The sequence below is a fragment of the Micromonospora craniellae genome (assembly GCF_014764405.1).
Lineage (GTDB): Bacteria > Actinomycetota > Actinomycetes > Mycobacteriales > Micromonosporaceae > Micromonospora > Micromonospora craniellae.
The window spans coordinates 6126985-6144331 of sequence record NZ_CP061725.1 but is presented as its reverse complement, the minus strand read 5'-3'; the positions used below and the strand labels follow the sequence as shown (position 1 = coordinate 6144331).

Here is a 17347-nt window from a genome sequence, read left to right as displayed (position 1 = left end):
GCAGCGATGCTGACGAGACGACGTCCCCGGATCGACGTACCGGCCATCCTGCGGCTGATGGAGGTGGGCGACTACCTGCTGCCGTACACGATCCGGGCGGTCTGCCTGCTGCGGGTGGCCGACCAGCTCGCCGACGGGCCGATGGCCGCCGCCGACCTGGCCCGCGCCTGCGACGCCCACGAGCCCTCGCTGACCAAGGCGCTGCGGTACCTGGCCACCCGGGACCTGTTCGCCGAGGTCGCGCCGGGCGAGTTCGGGCTGACCCCGATGGCCGACCTGCTGCGCGCCGACCACCCCTTCTCGGCCCGGGACATCTTCCTCTCCCCTGTGGTGTGCACCCGGGCGATGGAGGGCCTGGACCACACCCTGCGTACCGGCGAAGGCGCCTACGACGCGGTGCACGGCATCGGCATGTGGGACCACTTCGGGCAGCACCCCACCGACGGCGAGGCGTTCGACAAGGTGATGAGCGGGGTCACCGGGATGGAGCTGATGGCCATCCTGCGCGCCTCGGACTGGTCCCGGTTCGGCACGGTGGTCGACGTCGGCGGCGGCAACGGCCGTTTCCTCGCCGACCTGTTGGGCCGCTTCCCCCGGATGCGCGGCGTGCTGTTCGACAAGCCCGGCGTGGTGGCGAACGCGCCGGAGACGTTCACCTCGGCCGGTGTCACCGACCGGGTACGGGTGGTGCCGGGCAGCTTCCTCACCGACGACATCCCGTCCGGTGGCGACGCGTACGTGCTCAAGCGGATCCTCTACAGCTGGAGCGACGAGGAGGCGACCGGGGTGCTGCGCCGCATCCGGGCCGCGATGTCCCCGCAGGGCCGGGTGTTCATCCTCGAGGCCGGACGGCAGTCCGAGGCGGAGAGCACCCCGCTGGCCCGCCGGATGGACATGCTGATGCTGACCTTGAGCGCGGGCGGCGCGCGCAGCCTGGACGAGCAACGCGCGATCCTGGCCGGGGCCGGGCTGGAACTGGTCGAGGCGACGCAGACCCCGATGTTCCCGGTGATCGAGGCCCGACCGGTATGACCGGTCTGCTGTCCTGGCTGGCGCAGCCGCGCGCCGACCGGGGCATCCGGTTCTCCCGCCCGGACGGCGACTGGGACCGGTGGTCGTACGCGCGACTGGCCCGGCTGGCCCACGGACACGCCGCCGGGCTGACCGAGCGCGGCGTACGCCCCGGCGACCTGGTCGGGGTGGTGCTGCCCTCCGGGCCCGGATTCGTCGGCACCCTGTTCGGCGCGCTGCTGGCCGGGGCGACGGTGTCCCCGCTCGCCCCGGCCGTGGCCTTCGGCGACTCCGACCGGTACGCCGAGCACCTGGCCTCGGCCCTGGCGGCGATGCGGCCCCGGCTGCTGGTGGTCGACGGCGCGTCTGCGCCCTCGGTGGCCCGGACGGCGGCGGACGCCGGGGTGTCCACCGTCGACGTCGCGGACCTGCCCGCCGAGGCGGCGACCCCGGTGATGGTCGCGCCGGCCACGGTGGCGCTGCTGCAGTTCACCTCCGGCACCACCGGCGCGGTACGCGGGGTGCGGGTGCCGCGGACCGCCCTGGAGGCCAACATCGCGGCCGTGCGGGACTGGTTGGAGATGACACCCGACGACGCGACCGCCTCGTGGCTGCCGGTGCACCACGACATGGGCCTGGTCGGGTGCCTGCTGGCACCGGTCGTCACCGGCGCCGACCTGTGGCTGCTCACCCCGGCGGAGTTCGTCCGCCGGCCCAGCCGCTACCTGGAGTGCTTCGGCCGCGCGGGGGCCCGGCTGACCGCGATGCCCGGCTTCGGGCTGGCCCACGTGCTGCGTCGGGTCCGCCCCGAGCAGTTGGATGGGCTGGACTTCCGGCAGTGGCGGGCGGTCATCGTCGGTGCCGAACGGATCCCACCGGCCACCCTGGACGCCTTCGCCGCGCTGCTCGCCCCGCATGGACTGCGTCGGGAGGCGTTGCTGCCCGCGTACGGGCTGGCCGAGGCGACGCTGGCGGTGACCGGGCTGCCGCTGCGTACCGGCTGGCGGCAGGTGTCCGGCCCGGACGGCGTACCCGTGGTGGGCTGCGGCGGACCGGTCGCCGGGGCCCGGATCACGGTGGTGGACGACGACGCCCGGCCGGTCGGCGACGGGGTGGTCGGCGAGATCGTGGTCGGCGGCGCCTCGGTCGCCGACGGCTACGCGGGCGGCCCGCTCTTCGACGGCACGGTCCGCACCGGCGACGCCGGTTTCCTCGCGGACGGGCAGCTGTTCGTGCTGGGCCGCCTCGGCGACAGCCTCAAGGTCCACGGCCGGACGGTCTTCGCCGAGGACGTGGACGCGGTGCTCGGCACGGCCCTGAACGCGCCGCCCGGACGGCTGGCCACCGTGCTCGGCCTGGTGGCGGGTGCCCCGACCGTGGTGGTCCACCTGGAACATCCCCGGCCGGAATGGCTGCCCCGGATCCCCGGCCTGGTCGCGCCGCTGGTGCCGGAGGCCGACGTGCACGTGGTGCCGGTGCCGTCGGGCACGATCCCGCGTACCACCAGCGGCAAGCCGAGACGGCGTCAGTTGTGGCGGCGTCACCTGGACGGATCCGCGCACCCGCCGCGCGGGACGGCGGGCCCGGTCACGTCAGGCCGAGGCTCCGGATGACGCCGGCCAGCACCTTCGTCCGGTGCGGCACCAGATAGAAGTGGTCGCCGTCGAAGACGGTCAGGTCGAAGGCGGCCCGGGTGTAGCCGGCCCAGGCCGCCACCTCGTCCACCGCCGCCTCGGTGTCCACGTCGCCGACCAACGCCGAGATCGGCGTGGCCAGCGGCTCGGCGTCGACCGGGCGGTAGCTCTCGATCAGCCGGTAGTCCGCCCGCAGCGTCGGCAGCAACGCCGACCGGAGCTGCGGGTTCTCCAGCGCCGCCGGGTCGGTGCCGCCCAACCGGCGCAACTCGTCCCAGAGGTCGTCGTCGGGGCCGAGGTGTTTGCTGCCCGGCCGGTGGTGACACGGCGCGGGACGTCCCGAGACGAACAGGTGCGCCAACGGCGCGGCGTGCCGCCGCTCCAGCCGGCGTGCCACCTCGTACGCCACCGCGGCGCCCATGCTGTGCCCGAACAGGGCCACCGGCAGGTCACGCCGGGGCGCGAGCACGTCGGTGACCATGTCCGCCAGCACCGGCATGGCGGTCAGCGCGGGCTCGGCGATCCGGTCCAGCCGTCCCGGGTACTGCACCGCCAGCACCTCGACGTCGTCCGGCAGCTCCCGGGCCCAGCTCCGGTAGAACGGCGCGCTGCCGGTGGCATGCGGGAAGCAGACCAGGCGCACGGTGGCCGCCGGCCGGGGCCGGTAGCAGCGCAGCCACCGTCGCGCGCTGGTCTCCACCGAGGTCACCCGCCCACCCCCGCAGGCTCCCGCGTCTGCGCCGGGTCGGCCACCGCCGCCGCACCGGCCGCCGCCAGGGCCGCCAGGTCCTCCGCGCCGAGCATCCGGGGCGGCTCGGCGGAGACCAGCTCCGGCGGACCGAGGATCGCGGTCAGCTCCTGCCACAGCTGGCACAGCGTCAGGTGGTACTGCCCCTGCCGCAACGGGTCCTCGCCGCGCTCGACGGTGTCCCGCAGGGTCCACAGTGCCCGGCGTACCCCCTGCGGCCACGTGGTGCCGAAGACCGTGTCGTAGTGCGGCACCTCGCTCGGACCGAAGGTGACCGCGCTGGGCGTGCTGGTGTCACGGTCGGCGGCGAAGTGCGGGTCGGCGCCGATGCCGGCGACCTCGCGGGGAAAGTCCGGGCGGGCGGTCCACACCGTCGGGCCGTGCGTACCGACCAGCGTGAGGTTGCCGGCCTCGGTGCCGATGGTGATCCGGTGCATCAGGTGGGCGTAGTTGTCCGGGTCGGCCGGGTCCATCTGGTTCTGCACTCGCAGCGTGACCGGCACCCCGGCCAGCACCCCGTCCAGGCTGCGGAACGGCAGGTCCAGCTCGGTCGCCGAGGTGACCGTCGCGGGCAGCGCCGGCAGCTCGGTGAACCGCCACGGTCGCACCCCGCCGAGCGCCTGACCGAGCAGGTCCAGCAACGAGTACGCCAACTGGAAGCCGCAGGCCACGTCGAGATAGCGCGCTGGCTGGCGGCGCAGCAGCTCGCCCGCCGCGCCGAGGAACCGGCGGACCGGCGTGATGTGCCGGTAGAACGGATTGAGCTGGTACACCACCTTGTGCCGGCGTGCCTGGCGCAGGCAGCGGGCCAGCTCGTCGTGGTGCAGCGGGTGCTCCTGGAGCACGTGTACGCCGCGCGCCATCAACTCCATGGCCAGCTCGGAGCCACGGCCACCGAGCAGCCCGCCCCGGATGACCACGCAGGCGATGTCGATGTCGTCGGGGAACTGGTCCACCGCCGTGTACAGCGGCACCCCGTAGTGCGCGGCGCAGGCCCGGGACCGGTCGCTGCCGCCGGCGAGGACCCCGGCGAGCTGGAAGCTCGGGTCCGCCTCGCGGAAGGACTCCAGATAGACCTGGCCGAACCGGGTGCCGCAGACGACCACCCGGGTGGGTCGCTTCATATCACGTCCTCCTCGTACTGCTCGACGGCGGAGACGTCCGCCACCACGGTGGCCAGCGGCACCGTCGGCACCGCCGCCAACTCGGTGACGGTGGCGATCGGGTCGAGGACCTCGTCGGCGTGCCAGACGCCCGGCGGCACCGCGCCGGCCAGCACCGCCCGGGCCGTCAGCGCGGCCATGCTGCCGGTGAGTTCGCTGGCGCCGGTGCTGCGGACCACGGCGGCCCGTTCCCCGCCCGGCCCGGAGAGGGTGACCACCAGGTTCTGGTACGCCTGGTGGCCGAACAGGTCCAGCTCCGCCGCCCGGCACAGTCGCGCGCCGGCCTCCCGGTGCCCACCCTCGGGCGCCCCGGGCACGGCGCGCAGCGCGGCCAGCACCCGCTCACCGGCGAAGACCGAGTACCAGTCGACCTGCCGCAGCCCCAGCGCGGCGGCCACCCGGGCGGTCTCGGTGCCCAGGTAGGGCTGCGCGGTGACCGGCTCGGGGAACCACGGCAGGGTCAGCTCCGGCACCGGGCGCAGCGCGTTGCGCGCCACCCGGCCGTCCCGCCAGGCTGCGGCGGGCCAGCCGAAACTCTCGTCGGCGGCGACGTAGTCCACGGCGGCGGTCAGCGTGAACCGGTCCCGCCCACCGACGTACCCGGTCAGCCGCTCGCCGTCGGGCAGGTGGGCGGCGAGCAGCCGGGGCAGCAGCCCGGTCAGTCCGGGCATCATGCCCGCCGACACCACCGTGGCCCGGCCGCTGCCGTCGGCCACCGCCGTCACCGCGGCGTGCAGCGCGTCGTCGCCGGCCGCGTCGACGTAGTCGGCACCGGCCGCCACCGCCACCCGGGCCACCCCGTCGACCAGCTCGACGGCCGGGCCGGCGCAGTTGAGCACCACCCGGGCGCCGGCGCAGAACCGGGCCAGGTCGGCCGGATCGCGGGCGTCGACGACCATCCGTTCGACGCCGTCGACCTGCGGGGGACGCCGGGCGCCGGCCCGCAGCGGGCCGACGTCCCAGGACCGCAACAGCTCCAGCGCCGCCCGCCCGACCGCCCCGGAGGCGCCGAGCACGGCGACCGCGGTCACCGCGCCGGCTCCGGGTCGAGGGCCGCCAGTGCCGTACCGGCCGCCGGGCCCAGCACCGTCAGGTGGTCGGCGTCCACATCGACCGTACGGACGTCGCCCAGGCACAGGTCGGCCCAGAACTCCAGGTCCTGCGCGTCGTAGGGCACCGCGCCGGTGGGCCGCAGCACGGTGAGGTCACCGGCGTACAGCGTCGGCTCGTGCCGGGTGACGGCTGCCAGCCGCGCGGCGAAGTCCTCGCCGGGCTCCCCGGCGCCGGTCTCCGCCCGGTAGACCGCCGCCGGGTCACCCGTGGCCGCCGGTCGCCACGGCGAGATCAGCACCACCGCGTCGACCTGCCCGCCGGCCTCGATCAGCGACCGGGCCACCTCCAGCGTGGACGTGGCGCCGAGGCCGTACCCGACCAGCCGTACCGCCGGGTGTCCGGCCGCCGTGACCAGGCGGGCCTGCGCGGCGGCGACCCGGAGCAGGTCGTCGGCCGCGCCCGGGGCCAACCCGAGCACCGGACCGGTCGCCGCCAGGTGCGGCACCAGCTCGGCGTACGGGTCGACACCGGCGCCGCCGGGCACCAGCACCCAGGGCGCTCCCTCGACGCCCTCGTGCAGCAGGGACAGCCCGTCCCCACTCGACGTGGCCTCGACCGACGGCGACGCGGTGACCGCGGTGGCCGACTCGGCCTCGATGTGCCCGGCGAGCGCGGCCACCGTGGGCTGCTCCAGCACCTGCCGCAGCAGCTGGTCGAAGAAGAGACCGGCGGCCTGCGGGACCTCCTCCAGGATCCGGCCGGTGATCTGGGCCGCGACCAGGGAATCCCCGCCGAGTTCGAAGAGGTTCTCGTCCCGGCCGACCCGGGGCAGCCGCAGCGCCTCGGCCCAGACCGCCGCGATCCGGCGTTCCAGGTCGCTGCCGAGGGCGCCGGACCCGGCGACGGTGGTCGTGCCCCGCCGGGGCAGCCGGCGACGCAGCGCCGCCCGGTCGACCTTGCCGTTGGCGTTGAGCGGCAGGGCGTCGACGACCTGGACCACCGCCGGCACCATGTACTGCGGCAGCCGCCCGGCCAGGTGTTCGGTCAGGTCGTCCCGGGAGATCCGCACCCGGTCGGTCTTGAACCGGGCGGCCAGCACGCACATGCCCAGCTCGGCGATGAAGCCGTCCGGCTCGGGCAGGCACAGCGGCTGCGCCGCGCCGGCCGCACCCAGCACCTGAAGCCAGGACCGGCGGTCGAGGAAGACCTGCTCGGTGCCCTGGCGCAGGTCGGTGAAGTCGGCCGTGGCCTCGTCGACCCGTACCAGCAGTTCCAGCGACGTCATGATCTGGTGGTGGTCGCGGGTCATCTCGCAGGCGACCAGCCAGCCCTGCGGGGCGAGCACCTCGCGCAGCCGGTCCAGCGCGCGGCCCACGTCGGCGCTGGCGTGCAGCACGTCGCCGGCCACGATCACGTCGAAGGAGTTCGGGGACAGCCCCTGCCCGGCCAGGTCCCGGTCGATGTCGACCGCCTCCAGGCGCAGGCCGGGCCGCTCACCGAACCGGGTCCGCAGCTCGCCCAGGAAGAACGGGGACAGGTCGGTGGCCAGGTAGTCCACCTCGTACCCGTCGAGCGCGGCGAGCACGGCGGCGGTGGTGCCACCGGCCCCGGCGCCGACCTCCAGCACCCGCAGCGACCCGGGTTCGATCCGCTGCTCGGCGATCCGCCGCACCAGGGCCGCCGCCGCCTCGTTGGCCCACCGGTTGAACAGCGTCCGCTCGTAGAGCCCCTGTGAGACGTCCACCCGGCCCTGCGGGAACAGCAGCGCCAGCGGGTCGTCCTCGCCCCGCAGCAGGGCGGGCAGTTGTCCGGTGCTGGCCCGGAAGTAGTCCAGCAGTTCCCGGTCCTCAGCGTCGGCGAGCTGCTCGACCTCCCGCCACCCGGCGTCGGTGTCGGCCGCCGCGCCCGCCGGGGTCAGCCCGTACCGGCCGTCGGTGTCCTGGTCGAGCAGGCCGGCGCCGGTGAGCGCGCGCAGCCAGCGCCGGACCAGCCGGTGGTGGCGGGGTGCGACGCGCGCGGTGTCGAGCAGGTCCGCCGTCGTGTGCCGGCTGCCGACGGCGAACAGCCCGGCGGCGCGGAACGCGTCCACCATGGCCGGCAGCGCGACGTCGTCCAGCCGGTGCGCGTACGTCAGGTAGCGGTCCCGGTCGACACCGTCGAGCGTGGTGTCCGCGTCGCGGCAGGCGTCCACGCCGAGCTGCTGGACGGCCGTCTGGTCGTGCTCGGCCTGCGTGGCGGTGACCGGCCGGCCGGCCGGCTCGACGAACGCGGCCAGCCTCCGCTCCAGCGGAGCGTCCCCGTCGACCACCACGACCGCCCCGGCGACCGCCGGGTGCCCGCCCAGCGCCGCCTCGATCTCGGCCAACTCGATCCGGTAGCCCCGGATCTTGACCTGGAGGTCCTCCCGGCCGAGGAACTCGATGGTGCCGTCGGGCAGGTACCGGCCCAGGTCACCGGTGCGGTACAACCGCTCACCGGTCTGCGGGTGCACGACGAACCGCTCGGCGGTGCGCTCGTGGTCGTTGAGGTAGCCCAGCGCCAGCCCCACGCCGCCGATGTACAACTCGCCGGTGACCAGGTCCGGGCGTGGTCGCAGGGCCGCGTCGAGCACGTGGAAGCTCTGGTTGGTCAGCGGGCGACCGTACGGGATGCTGCGCCAGTCCGGGTCGACCTGCTCGATCGGGTACCAGATCGACCAGATGGACGCCTCGGTCGCCCCGCCGAGGCTGACCATCCGCAGGCCGGGCACCCGGGCGTGGATCTGGTCCGGCAGCGGCACCGGGATCCAGTCGCCGGAGAGCATCGCCAGCCGCAGCCCGTCCGGCACGGTGACCGTGGCGGAGACGAGGTAGTCGTGCAGCATCTGCAACTGGGCGGGCACCGAGTTCCACACCGTGACGCCGTGCGTGGTGACCAGGTCGGCCCAGTGCGACGGGTCGCCGCGGCGCCGCGGGTCGGGCAGCACCACCGCGCCGCCCACCGACAGCGGCCCGAAGATGTCGTACACCGACAGGTCGAAGCCGAGGTTGGACAGGCCGAGCACCCGGTCGTCGGGTCCGACGCCGAAGCGGTCGTTGATGTCGAGCACCGTGTTCACCGCGCCACGGTGATTGATCATGACGCCCTTGGGGGTGCCGGTGGAGCCGGAGGTGTGGATGACGTACGCCAGCTCCTCCGGGTCGCCGGAGCCCTCGACCGGCTGCGGCTGCCCGGTGCCCAACAGGTCGACGTCGAGCAGGCGCAGCCCCTCGGCCCAGCCGTCCCGGTCCACCCCGGACTGGGTCAGCGCGCAGCGGATCCCGGCGTTGGTCAGGATGGTCCGGCGGCGCGCCGCCGGCTGCGAGGTGTCCACCGGTACGTACACACAGCCGGCCAGCAACGCGCCGAGCACCCCGACGACCTGCTCCCAGCCGCGATCCATGACCACCGCGACCAGTTCCTGGCGGCGGCAGCCGGCGGCGGTCAGCGCCTCGGCCACCCCGGCCGCCCGGCCGAGCAGTTCGGCGTAGTCCAGCGTGCGGTCGGCGGCGACGACGGCGGGCCGGTCCGGGGTGCTCAGCGCCTGCAACACCACCCGGTCGTGCAGCATCCCGGCGGGGACCGACGCCTGGGTCCGGTTGGTCTCGACACGGCGCGCAAGCGTCGCGCCGGGCGGCTCCGGGTGCCCGGTCCCGGTCCAGGCCGCGTCGTCACCGGCGAGCCGGTGCAGCAACGCGTCGTACGCGGCGAACATGTCGTCGACCACGCCGTCCGGGAAGACCTCCTCCCGGACGTCCCAGTTGGACACCAGGCCACCGTCGCGCTCGATGTTCTGGCAGTCGATCCAGACCTGCGGCGTCTGGCTGATCCCGTAGCCCAGCTCCCCGAGCGGCGCGCCGTCGGCGGCGGCTCCGGCGGAGGTGATGCCGATGGCGCTGGTGAACACCACCGGGAACATCGCCGCCTCGGCGCCCTGCCGGCGGGCGATCTCCCGCATCACCTCGATGCCGCTGAACGAGCGGTGGTCCAGGTCCTCCCAGAGCTGCGCCTGCAGGTCCCGGGCCCGCTCGTCGAACCGGCGGGTCGGGTCGGCGTCCACGGCCAGCAGGTCCACCGAGGTGAAGTCACCGACCAGGGCGTTGACCTGCTCGTGCACCGGTGCCCGGTTGAGCAGGGTGATGTCCAGGGTGAACCGGGACCGCCGGCTGTACGCCGCGATGGTGTCCGCGAACGCGGCCAGCACCGCGCCGGACGGGCTGACCCCGTGCCGGCCGGCGCGCTGCCGCAGCCCCTCCCAGACCTGCGGCGACAGCCGGGTCTCCCAGCGACGGAACCGGCCCTCGCTGTCCGCGGGACGGGCCACCGTCGGCAGTTCCGGCGCGGCCGGCAGGTCGTCGACCCGGGCCAGCCACCACTGCCGGTCCCGCTCGTGGCGCGGGCTGTCCCGCACCGCGCGCTCGGCGAGCTGGTAGTCCCGGAAGGTGATCTCCAGCGGCGGCAGCGGCTCGTCCGGTCGGTGGTAGAGCCGGTGCAGCTCGTCGAGCACCACCTGGACGCTGATGAAGTCGGCGATCAGGAAGTCGATCGACACGTGCAGCACGGTCCGCCGGTCGGCCCGGGTGATCCGGGCGGCGAACAGGGGCCACCGGTCGGGGGTGTGCACCAGGTGGTCCATCTCGGCGCGGACCGCGCTGATCCCCGCCTCGACCACCGCGTCGGCGCGTCCGGTCAGGTCGATCACCGGCACCTCGAACGGCGGCACCTCGGCGAGGACGCGCTGCGCGCCGTCGGCCTCCACCACCGCGCGGAGCATGTCGTGCCGGGCGATCAGCGCCCGCCAGGCGGTGGTCATCCGGTCCGGGTCCAGCTCGGGATAGACCAGCTCGCCGTAGCCGTGACAGGCGACGCCGCCGTACGCGAACGTCTCCCCCCGCCCGAGCAGGTACGCCGCCTGCACGTCGGTGACCGGGAACGGGTCGTGCCGGTGCGCCCGGTCGGGGACCAGGGTGCCGGTGCCGGCGGCGTGGTCGAGGTGCGCGACGATCTCGTCGCGGCGGGCGCGCAGCGCCTCGCGGCGATCCGGCGTCATCGCCCCCTGCGGTGCCCGGAAGCGCAGTTGACCGGCCTCCAACCAGACCCGCACCCCTACGCTCTCCAACTCGGCGAGCAGGTCACCGGCGGACGACTGACTCATATCGTGCCCTCCTCGAAGTCACCGGGTTCCACCGCGCCGCGGTGGGCGTCGAAGACGTCTGCCAACTGCGCCACGGTCGGCGCCAGGAACAGCTGCCGCAGCGACAACTCCACACCGTGGCGCAGCCGCAGCGTCTCCACCAGCCGGGTGGCCAGCAGGCTGTCCCCACCCAGGGCGAAGAAGCTCTGCTGCCGGCCGATCCGCTCGCAGTCGAGCACCTCGGCCCAGATCTCGGCGATCAGCTTCTCGCTGTCCCCACGCGGGCTCTCGTCGGCCGCGTCATCGGGTTCGGTGTCCACCTCGGCGGTCAACGCCCGGCGGTCCACCTTGCCGTTGGCGGTCAGCGGCAGCCCGGGTACGCCGACCACCCGCTCCGGCACCATGTAGCTGGGCAGCCGAGACCCCAGGAAGCCGACCAGCGCCACCTCGTCGACCGGCTCGTCGGCGGCGACCACGGCCAGCGCCAGCCGCCGGTGCGTACCCTCGCCGACGGTCAGCCCGACGGCGCGGGCCACCCCCGGGTACGCCTCCGCCGCCGCCTCGATCTCCCCCAGCTCGATCCGGTGTCCACGGATCTTGACCTGGAAGTCGACCCGGCCGAGGAACTCCAGCGTGCCGTCGGGCCAGTACCGGCCGAGGTCCCCGGTGCGGTACCACCGCTGCCCGTCCACGGTGACGAACTGCCGCGCGGTGGTCTCCGGGTCGCCCCGGTAGCCCCGGGCCACCCCGACGCCGCCGATCCACAGCTCACCGGGCACCCAGTCGGGGCAGTCCCGGCCGCGTGGGTCCACCACCCGGTAGCGCTGGTTGCGCAGCGGCAGCCCGTACGGCACGGACCGCCAGTGCGCGGGCACCACGTCGACGTCGCAGGCGTTGGACCAGATGGCCGCCTCGGTGGCGCCGCCCATGGCGACGAACCGGGCCTCGGGGCACCGGTCACGCAGCCGGCCGGGCAGGTCGAGCCCGACCCAGTCGCCGGAGAGCAGGGCCAGCCGCAGCCCGTCGGGCAGGCCGTCGGCGTCCGCCGCGACCAGCAGCATGTCCAGCAGCGCGGGCACCGAGTTCCAGACCGTGACACCGGCTTGCCGGGCGGCGGCGGCCCAGCTGCGCGCCTCCCGCCGGTCCTCGTCAGCGACGCAGACCACCGCGCCGCCCGCGCCGAGCAGCCCGAAGACGTCGTACACGGACAGGTCGAAGTCGAGGGCCGAGATGGCCAGGACCCGGTCGTCGGGGCCGACGCCGTAGCGGGTGTTGATGTCGTCGACGGTGTTCAGCGCCGCCCGGTGGGTGATCTCCACGCCCTTCGGCTCGCCGGTGGAGCCGGAGGTGAAGATGATGTAGGCGAGCCCGTCCGGGTCCACCTCGACCGGTGCGGTCAGCGCGATGGCGGGCGTGTCCGGCGCCACCACCGGATGCCCGGTGGGAAGGTCGGGCCGGGCGACGACGGCCCGTACCCCGGCCCGGGAGTAGATCCGGTCGCGGCGCTCGGCCGGTTGGTCGACGCCGACCGGGACGTAGTGGCCGCCCGCCGCGAGCACGGCGAGCACCGCGGCGACCTGGTCGACGCCGCGCGGCAGGGTGACCGCGACGGCGTCGCCCGGCTGGACGCCGTGCGCGCGCAACGCCCCGCCGAGACGCAGCGCCCGCACGGCGAGTTCGCGGTAGTCGACCGGCACGCCGTCGGCGGTGACCACGGCCGTGGCGTCGGGCGTGGCGGCGGCGTGCGTGAAGAAGCCGGTGTGCAGCAGCCCGGTCGGCAGCGGGCCGGCGGTGTCGTTGACCGCGTCCCGGACCCGCCGCTGCGCGGTCGGCAGCGGCACCGGGAGCACCGCCGCCCAGTCCGCCGTGGTCAGCCGCAGCAGCAGCGCCCGGTACGCGTCGAACATGGCGTCGAGCAGTCCGGCCGGGAACAGTTCGTCGACCGAGTCCCAGTTGTAGACCAGTCCGCCGTCGCGTTCCATCACCTGGTTGTCGAGCCAGACCTGCGGGGTCTGCGAGATGCCCCAGACCAGCTCGCCGAAGGGGAACGACATCTCGTTCATGCCGCCGGCGACGCCGAGCGCGCTGGTGAACACCACCGGCATGCTCACCGCGCCGCCCTGCTGGCGGCGGGCGAGTTCACGCAGCACCCACAGCGCGGAGACCGAGTCGTGGGCCATCCCCTCCCAGACCTGCTCCTGCGTCCGCCGGACCACGTCCAGCCAGGTGTCCCCCTCCCCCGCCCGGTGGGCCAGCAGCAGCAGGGAGGTGAAGTCGCCGAGGATGTTGTTGATGTCGGGGTGCACGTCACGGCGGTTGAACAGGGTGAGGTTGAGGGTCAGCTCCCCGCGACCGCACCAGGCCGACAGCACCTCGGCGAAGGCGGCGGCCAGGACGCTGGCCGGGGTCACCCCGTGCCGGCGGGCCTGCTCGGTCAGCCGTGCCCACTGGGTCGGGTCGAGGCGGTCCTCCCGGCGTACGAAGCGCGGGGCGACCACGGTGTCCGGGTCCACGGCCAGCGGCAGCGGTGGCGCGGGCGGGAGGTCGTCCAGCCGCTCCCGCCAGTACCGCTGGTCCTCCTCCACGGTCTCCGAGTCGGCCAGCACGTAGTCGCGGAAGGTCACCCCGACCGGGCGCAGCGACGCCGCCGGGTCGGCGTAGAGGGTGGTCAGCTCGTCGAAGAAGATCACGATGCTGAGCGCGTCGAGCACGATGTAGTCGAAGCTGAACCCGATGCGGACCCGGCCGTCGGCGTACCGGACGGCGGCGATCTCCAGCAGCGGCCAGCGGCCCGGGTCGGGAACCCGGTGGGCCATCCGCTCCCGCAGGTCGCGCAGCTCCTCGTCGCCGCCGTCGCCGACGGTGATCCGGAACCGGTCCACCTCGGCCAGCACCCGCTGGTCGCCGTCGTCGTCGAAGACCGCGCGGAGCATGTCGTGCCGGGTGACCAGCAGGTTGACCGCGTCCTCCAGGCGGTCGAGGTCGACGTCGGCGCCGTCGAACTCCCAGTACCAGTGCGAGCCGACGCCGCCGAGGGCGAACTCGCTGCTGCGTCCCAGCCAGTACGCCCGCTGCACGTCGGTGGGTGCGAAGGGCGCGTACCGGTTGGCCGGGTCGGCCCGCAGTTCGGCGGCGACCGGGCGGTCCCCCTCGGCGCGGCGCAGGGTCGCGGCGAAGTCGGCCAGCACCGGGGTGGCGAACAACTGGCGCAGGTTCGCGCCGTCCAGCCCGGTGGCGCTGAGCAGGGCCATCGACCGGGTGGCGACCAGGCTGTCGCCGCCGGCGGCGAAGAAGCTCTGCCGCCGCCCGACGGCGGGAACCCCGAGCAGGTCGGCCCAGATCCGGGCCACCTCGCGCTCGACGTCGCCGACCGGCGGTTCGAGCTGCGCGGGTCCGGGTCGGGCGGCTTCGACGAGGTGGGTCACCGCCCGCCGGTCGATCTTGGCGTTGGCCGACAGCGGCAGGTCGTCGGTGAGCACCACCCGCTCGGGCACCATGTACCCGGGCACCTGCTCGGCCAGCCAGTCGCGCAGCGCGGCCGGGTCCAGGTCGGTCTCGGTGGTGACGGCGACGGCGAGCTGTCGGGGCGTACCGAGGGCGACCGCGACCGCCCGGCGGACGGCGGGGTGCCGTTCCAGCGCGGTCTCGATCTCCCCCAGCTCGATCCGGTGGCCCCGGATCTTGACCTGGGCGTCGGCCCGGCCGAGGAACTCGACCGTGCCGTCCGGGTGGTAGCGGGCCAGGTCACCGGTGCGGTACCAGCGCACCCCGTCGATCTCGCGGAACTGTGCGGCGGTGCGGTCGGGGTCGCCACGGTAGCCGTCGGCCACCGACCGGCCGCCGATCCAGAGTTCACCGGTGACCCAGTCGGGCCGGTCCCGGCCCGCCGGGTCGGCCACCCGCATGAGCTGGTTGGCCAGGGGTACGCCGTAGGGCACCGAGCGCCAGTCGTCGGGCACCGGCACCGGCACCACCTGGACGGTGGAGTGGATCGCGGTCTCCGTGGTGCCGCCGAGCGCCACCAGGGTCGCGCCCGGTGCCTGGGCGGCCAGCCGTCCGGCCAGGTCGAGCCCGACCCAGTCGCCGCCGAGCAGGGCCAGCCGTAGCGGCAGGTCGCCGTCGGTGCCGGCGGTCAGCAGCATGTCCAGCAACGCCGGCACGGACTGCCAGATCGTCACCCGGTGCCGCCGGACCAGCTCCACCCACCGGTCGGCGTCGCGCCGCTCGTCCTCGCCGACGCAGACCAGCGCCGCACCGACGCTCAGCATGCCGAACATGTCGTACACGGAGAGGTCGAAGTCGAGGGCCGAGACCGCGAGCACCCGGTCGTCCGGGCCGATGTCGAAGCGCCGGTCGATGTCGTCGATCGTGTTGACCGCGGCCCGGTGCGGCACCTGCACGCCCTTCGGCTCACCCGTGGAGCCGGAGGTGAACAGCAGGTAGGCCGGGTCGTCGTCGCTGCCGGGAACCGGTCCGGCCGGCGGGTGGGAGCGGTCTGCCACGTCGATCACGCACACGTCCGCGGGCAGCTCCGGCAGGGGTACGCCGGCCACCACGTGCCGTACGCCGGCCACCGTGTGGATCCGCTCCCGGCGGGCGGCCGGCTGGTCGACGCCGACCGGCACGTACACGCCGCCGGCCCGCAGCACGCCGAGCACCGCGACGACCTGCCGCGGTCCCTTCTCGACGGTGACCGCCACCGGGTCGCCGGGGCGCAGCCCGTTGGCGACCAGCGCCCCGGCGACGCGGTCGGCCTGCGCGGCCAGGTCGCCGTAGCCGAGCCGGCCGTCGGTGCCCCAGAGCAGCGCCGGGCGGGCCGGTTCGGCGGCGGCCCGGGCGAAGAAGTCGTCGTGCAGCCGCCGACGGCGGACCGGGCGGGCCGTGTCGTTGGCCGCCGCGCGCACCTGCCGGGTCCGCTCCGGCAGCAGCTCCGGCGGGTACGCGGCCCAGTCCGCGTCGTCGTCGAGCAGCCAGTCGAGGATCCGCAGGTACGCGGCGAACATCTGGGCGACCAGCCCGGCCGGGAAGAGTTCCTCGACGCAGTCCCAGTTGACGAACAGTCCGTGCTCGCGCTCGGTGACCTGCACGTCCAGCCACACCTGCGGGGTCTGCGACATGGTCCAGCCGGGCGCGCCGAAGCTCTCGCGCACCTCGGTGTCGAACAGTTCGCCGAGGCTGAGCGCGCTGGTGAAGACGACCGGGGCGCCGACGGGCGTGCCGCCGCGCAGCCGGGTCAGGTCCCGGAGCACGTCCACTCCGGTGTAGCCGGGGTGGGCGGCGTCGGCGCGCAGCCGCTCCTGCACCGCCCGCGCGAAGGCCGCGAAGTCGCGCTCCGTGCTGGTGTCGACCTCCAGCAGAAGCAGGTTGGTGAAGTCGCCGACCAGGTGCGCCACGTCGGGGTGCACCGGCTGCCGGTCGTAGAGAGGCAGGTTGAGCAGGAACCGGCCGGCGGCGCTCCACCGGCCGAGCACGTGACCGAAGGCGGCCAGGAACAGCACCGGCAGGGTCAGCCCGTACGCGCGGGCGCGGCGGGTCAGCCGGTCGACCTGGTCGGCGGCGACCCAGTGGTGGTGTCGGGCCACCCGCTGGCCGCTGACCTGTTGCGGATCGACGGCGAGCGGCAGCTCCGGCGGGCCGGGCAGCTCGGGCAGGCGCGCCTGCCAGTACGCCTGGTCCGCGTCGCGCTCGCCGACCCGGCGTTCGCGCAGGGTCGCCAGGTAGCTCGGGTAGTCCAGCCCGATCGGCGCCAGCTCGGCGTCCGGGTCCCGGTAGAGGCGGGCGAGTTCCGACATCAGGATCCGGAAGCTGTGCGCGTCGGCCACCAGCATCTCGATGTGCACGTGGGCGCGCGTACCGCCGTCGGGCAGCAGGGAGAGCTGCACGTCGAAGACCTCGCCACGGGCCACGTCCAGCCGCCGGTGCGACAGTCGGTCGCGCAGGTCGAGCAGGATCCGCTCGGCGTGGTCGTGGTCGTGGGCCCGCAGGTCGTGCACGGTCAGTCCGGGCCAGGGGCTCTCGGGGAGGATGCGCTGCCGACCGTCGTCGTCGAAGCGGGCGCGCAGCATCCCGTGCCGGCGCAGCAGCGCCCGGACCGCGACGTCGAGCCGGGCCGGGTCCACGCCGCTGCCGTCGAACTCGTTGTAGAAGTGCGCGCCGACCCCGCCGAGGGCCTGGCCGTCGCCCCGCCCCACCCAGTACGCGTGTTGCATCGCGGCGAGGTCGAAGGGTTCGCCCGCGTCCACGACGGCCAGCGGCGGCTCGTCGGGGGCCGCCGCGTCGCCGGGCACCCGGCCGGCGACCATCCGCCACCAGTCGTCCAGGGTGCGTCCCTCGACCAGCTCCGCGAAACTCACCGCCACGCCACGCTGGTGCCAGCGGGCGACCAGTCGCATCACGCCGATCGAGTCGAGACCGAGCTGGAGCAGGTCGGCGTCGTCCGCGACCGTGCCGGGTGGCTCACCGAGGACGGCGGCGATGTCGTCCCGCATGCCGTCCCGGGTGAAGGGTCGTGTGTGTTCGGCCTCAACGCCCAATCTGGGTCTCCCCTGTTCGACGGAGTTGTCCGGCACCGCCACACGAGTCCGTG

General features: G+C 74.7%; 7 protein-coding genes. 2 read left to right on the top strand and 5 right to left on the bottom strand.

Annotated features, from left to right (window positions below; genetic code table 11):
* Positions 1-6: 6 nt before the first annotated feature.
* Both ID554_RS27840 and ID554_RS27835 read left to right on the top strand, forming a co-directional pair.
* Positions 7-1032, top strand: coding sequence for a methyltransferase (locus tag ID554_RS27840; protein ID WP_117227791.1), 1026 nt, complete (start codon positions 7-9; stop codon positions 1030-1032).
* Positions 1029-2624 (top strand): AMP-binding protein, encoded by a 1596-nt coding sequence (locus ID554_RS27835; protein WP_117227792.1) that lies wholly within the window; start codon positions 1029-1031, stop codon positions 2622-2624. Before ID554_RS27840 ends, ID554_RS27835 begins: the two co-directional genes overlap by 4 nt.
* Here ID554_RS27835 and ID554_RS27830 read toward each other — a convergent pair.
* Genes ID554_RS27830 through ID554_RS27810 form a run of 5 tightly spaced genes read right to left on the bottom strand, consistent with a single transcriptional unit; the run spans position 2599 to position 17249 of the window.
* Positions 2599-3354 (bottom strand): thioesterase II family protein, encoded by a 756-nt coding sequence (locus ID554_RS27830; protein ID WP_117227793.1) that lies wholly within the window; start codon positions 3352-3354, stop codon positions 2599-2601. The genes ID554_RS27835 and ID554_RS27830 overlap by 26 nt on opposite strands.
* A complete protein-coding gene (locus tag ID554_RS27825; RefSeq protein ID WP_117227794.1) occupies positions 3351-4517 on the bottom strand; it encodes a Gfo/Idh/MocA family oxidoreductase in 1167 nt (388 codons plus the stop codon). Before ID554_RS27825 ends, ID554_RS27830 begins: the two co-directional genes overlap by 4 nt.
* Complete coding sequence (locus ID554_RS27820) at positions 4514-5587, bottom strand: saccharopine dehydrogenase NADP-binding domain-containing protein (RefSeq protein WP_117227795.1); 1074 nt, start codon at positions 5585-5587, stop codon at positions 4514-4516. Before ID554_RS27820 ends, ID554_RS27825 begins: the two co-directional genes overlap by 4 nt.
* Complete coding sequence (locus ID554_RS27815) at positions 5584-10782, bottom strand: non-ribosomal peptide synthetase (RefSeq protein WP_117227796.1); 5199 nt, start codon at positions 10780-10782, stop codon at positions 5584-5586. The genes ID554_RS27820 and ID554_RS27815 overlap by 4 nt, the downstream gene beginning before the upstream one ends.
* The gene (locus tag ID554_RS27810; protein ID WP_117227797.1) at positions 10779-17249 is read right to left on the bottom strand and encodes a non-ribosomal peptide synthetase; all 6471 of its coding nucleotides are present in this window, start codon (positions 17247-17249) and stop codon (positions 10779-10781) included. The genes ID554_RS27815 and ID554_RS27810 overlap by 4 nt, the downstream gene beginning before the upstream one ends.
* Positions 17250-17347 lie beyond the last annotated feature (98 nt).

What these genes read in the sequence shown, in the direction of transcription:
- ID554_RS27840 (WP_117227791.1), top strand. Translation starts at nt 7, where the DNA reads ATGCTGACGAGACGACGTCCCCGGATCGACGTACCGGCCATCCTGCGG.
- ID554_RS27835 (WP_117227792.1), top strand. Translation starts at nt 1,029, where the DNA reads ATGACCGGTCTGCTGTCCTGGCTGGCGCAGCCGCGCGCCGACCGGGGC.
- ID554_RS27825 (WP_117227794.1), bottom strand. Translation starts at nt 4,517, where the DNA reads ATGAAGCGACCCACCCGGGTGGTCGTCTGCGGCACCCGGTTCGGCCAG.
- ID554_RS27815 (WP_117227796.1), bottom strand. Translation starts at nt 10,782, where the DNA reads ATGAGTCAGTCGTCCGCCGGTGACCTGCTCGCCGAGTTGGAGAGCGTA.
- ID554_RS27810 (WP_117227797.1), bottom strand. Translation starts at nt 17,249, where the DNA reads ATGCGGGACGACATCGCCGCCGTCCTCGGTGAGCCACCCGGCACGGTC.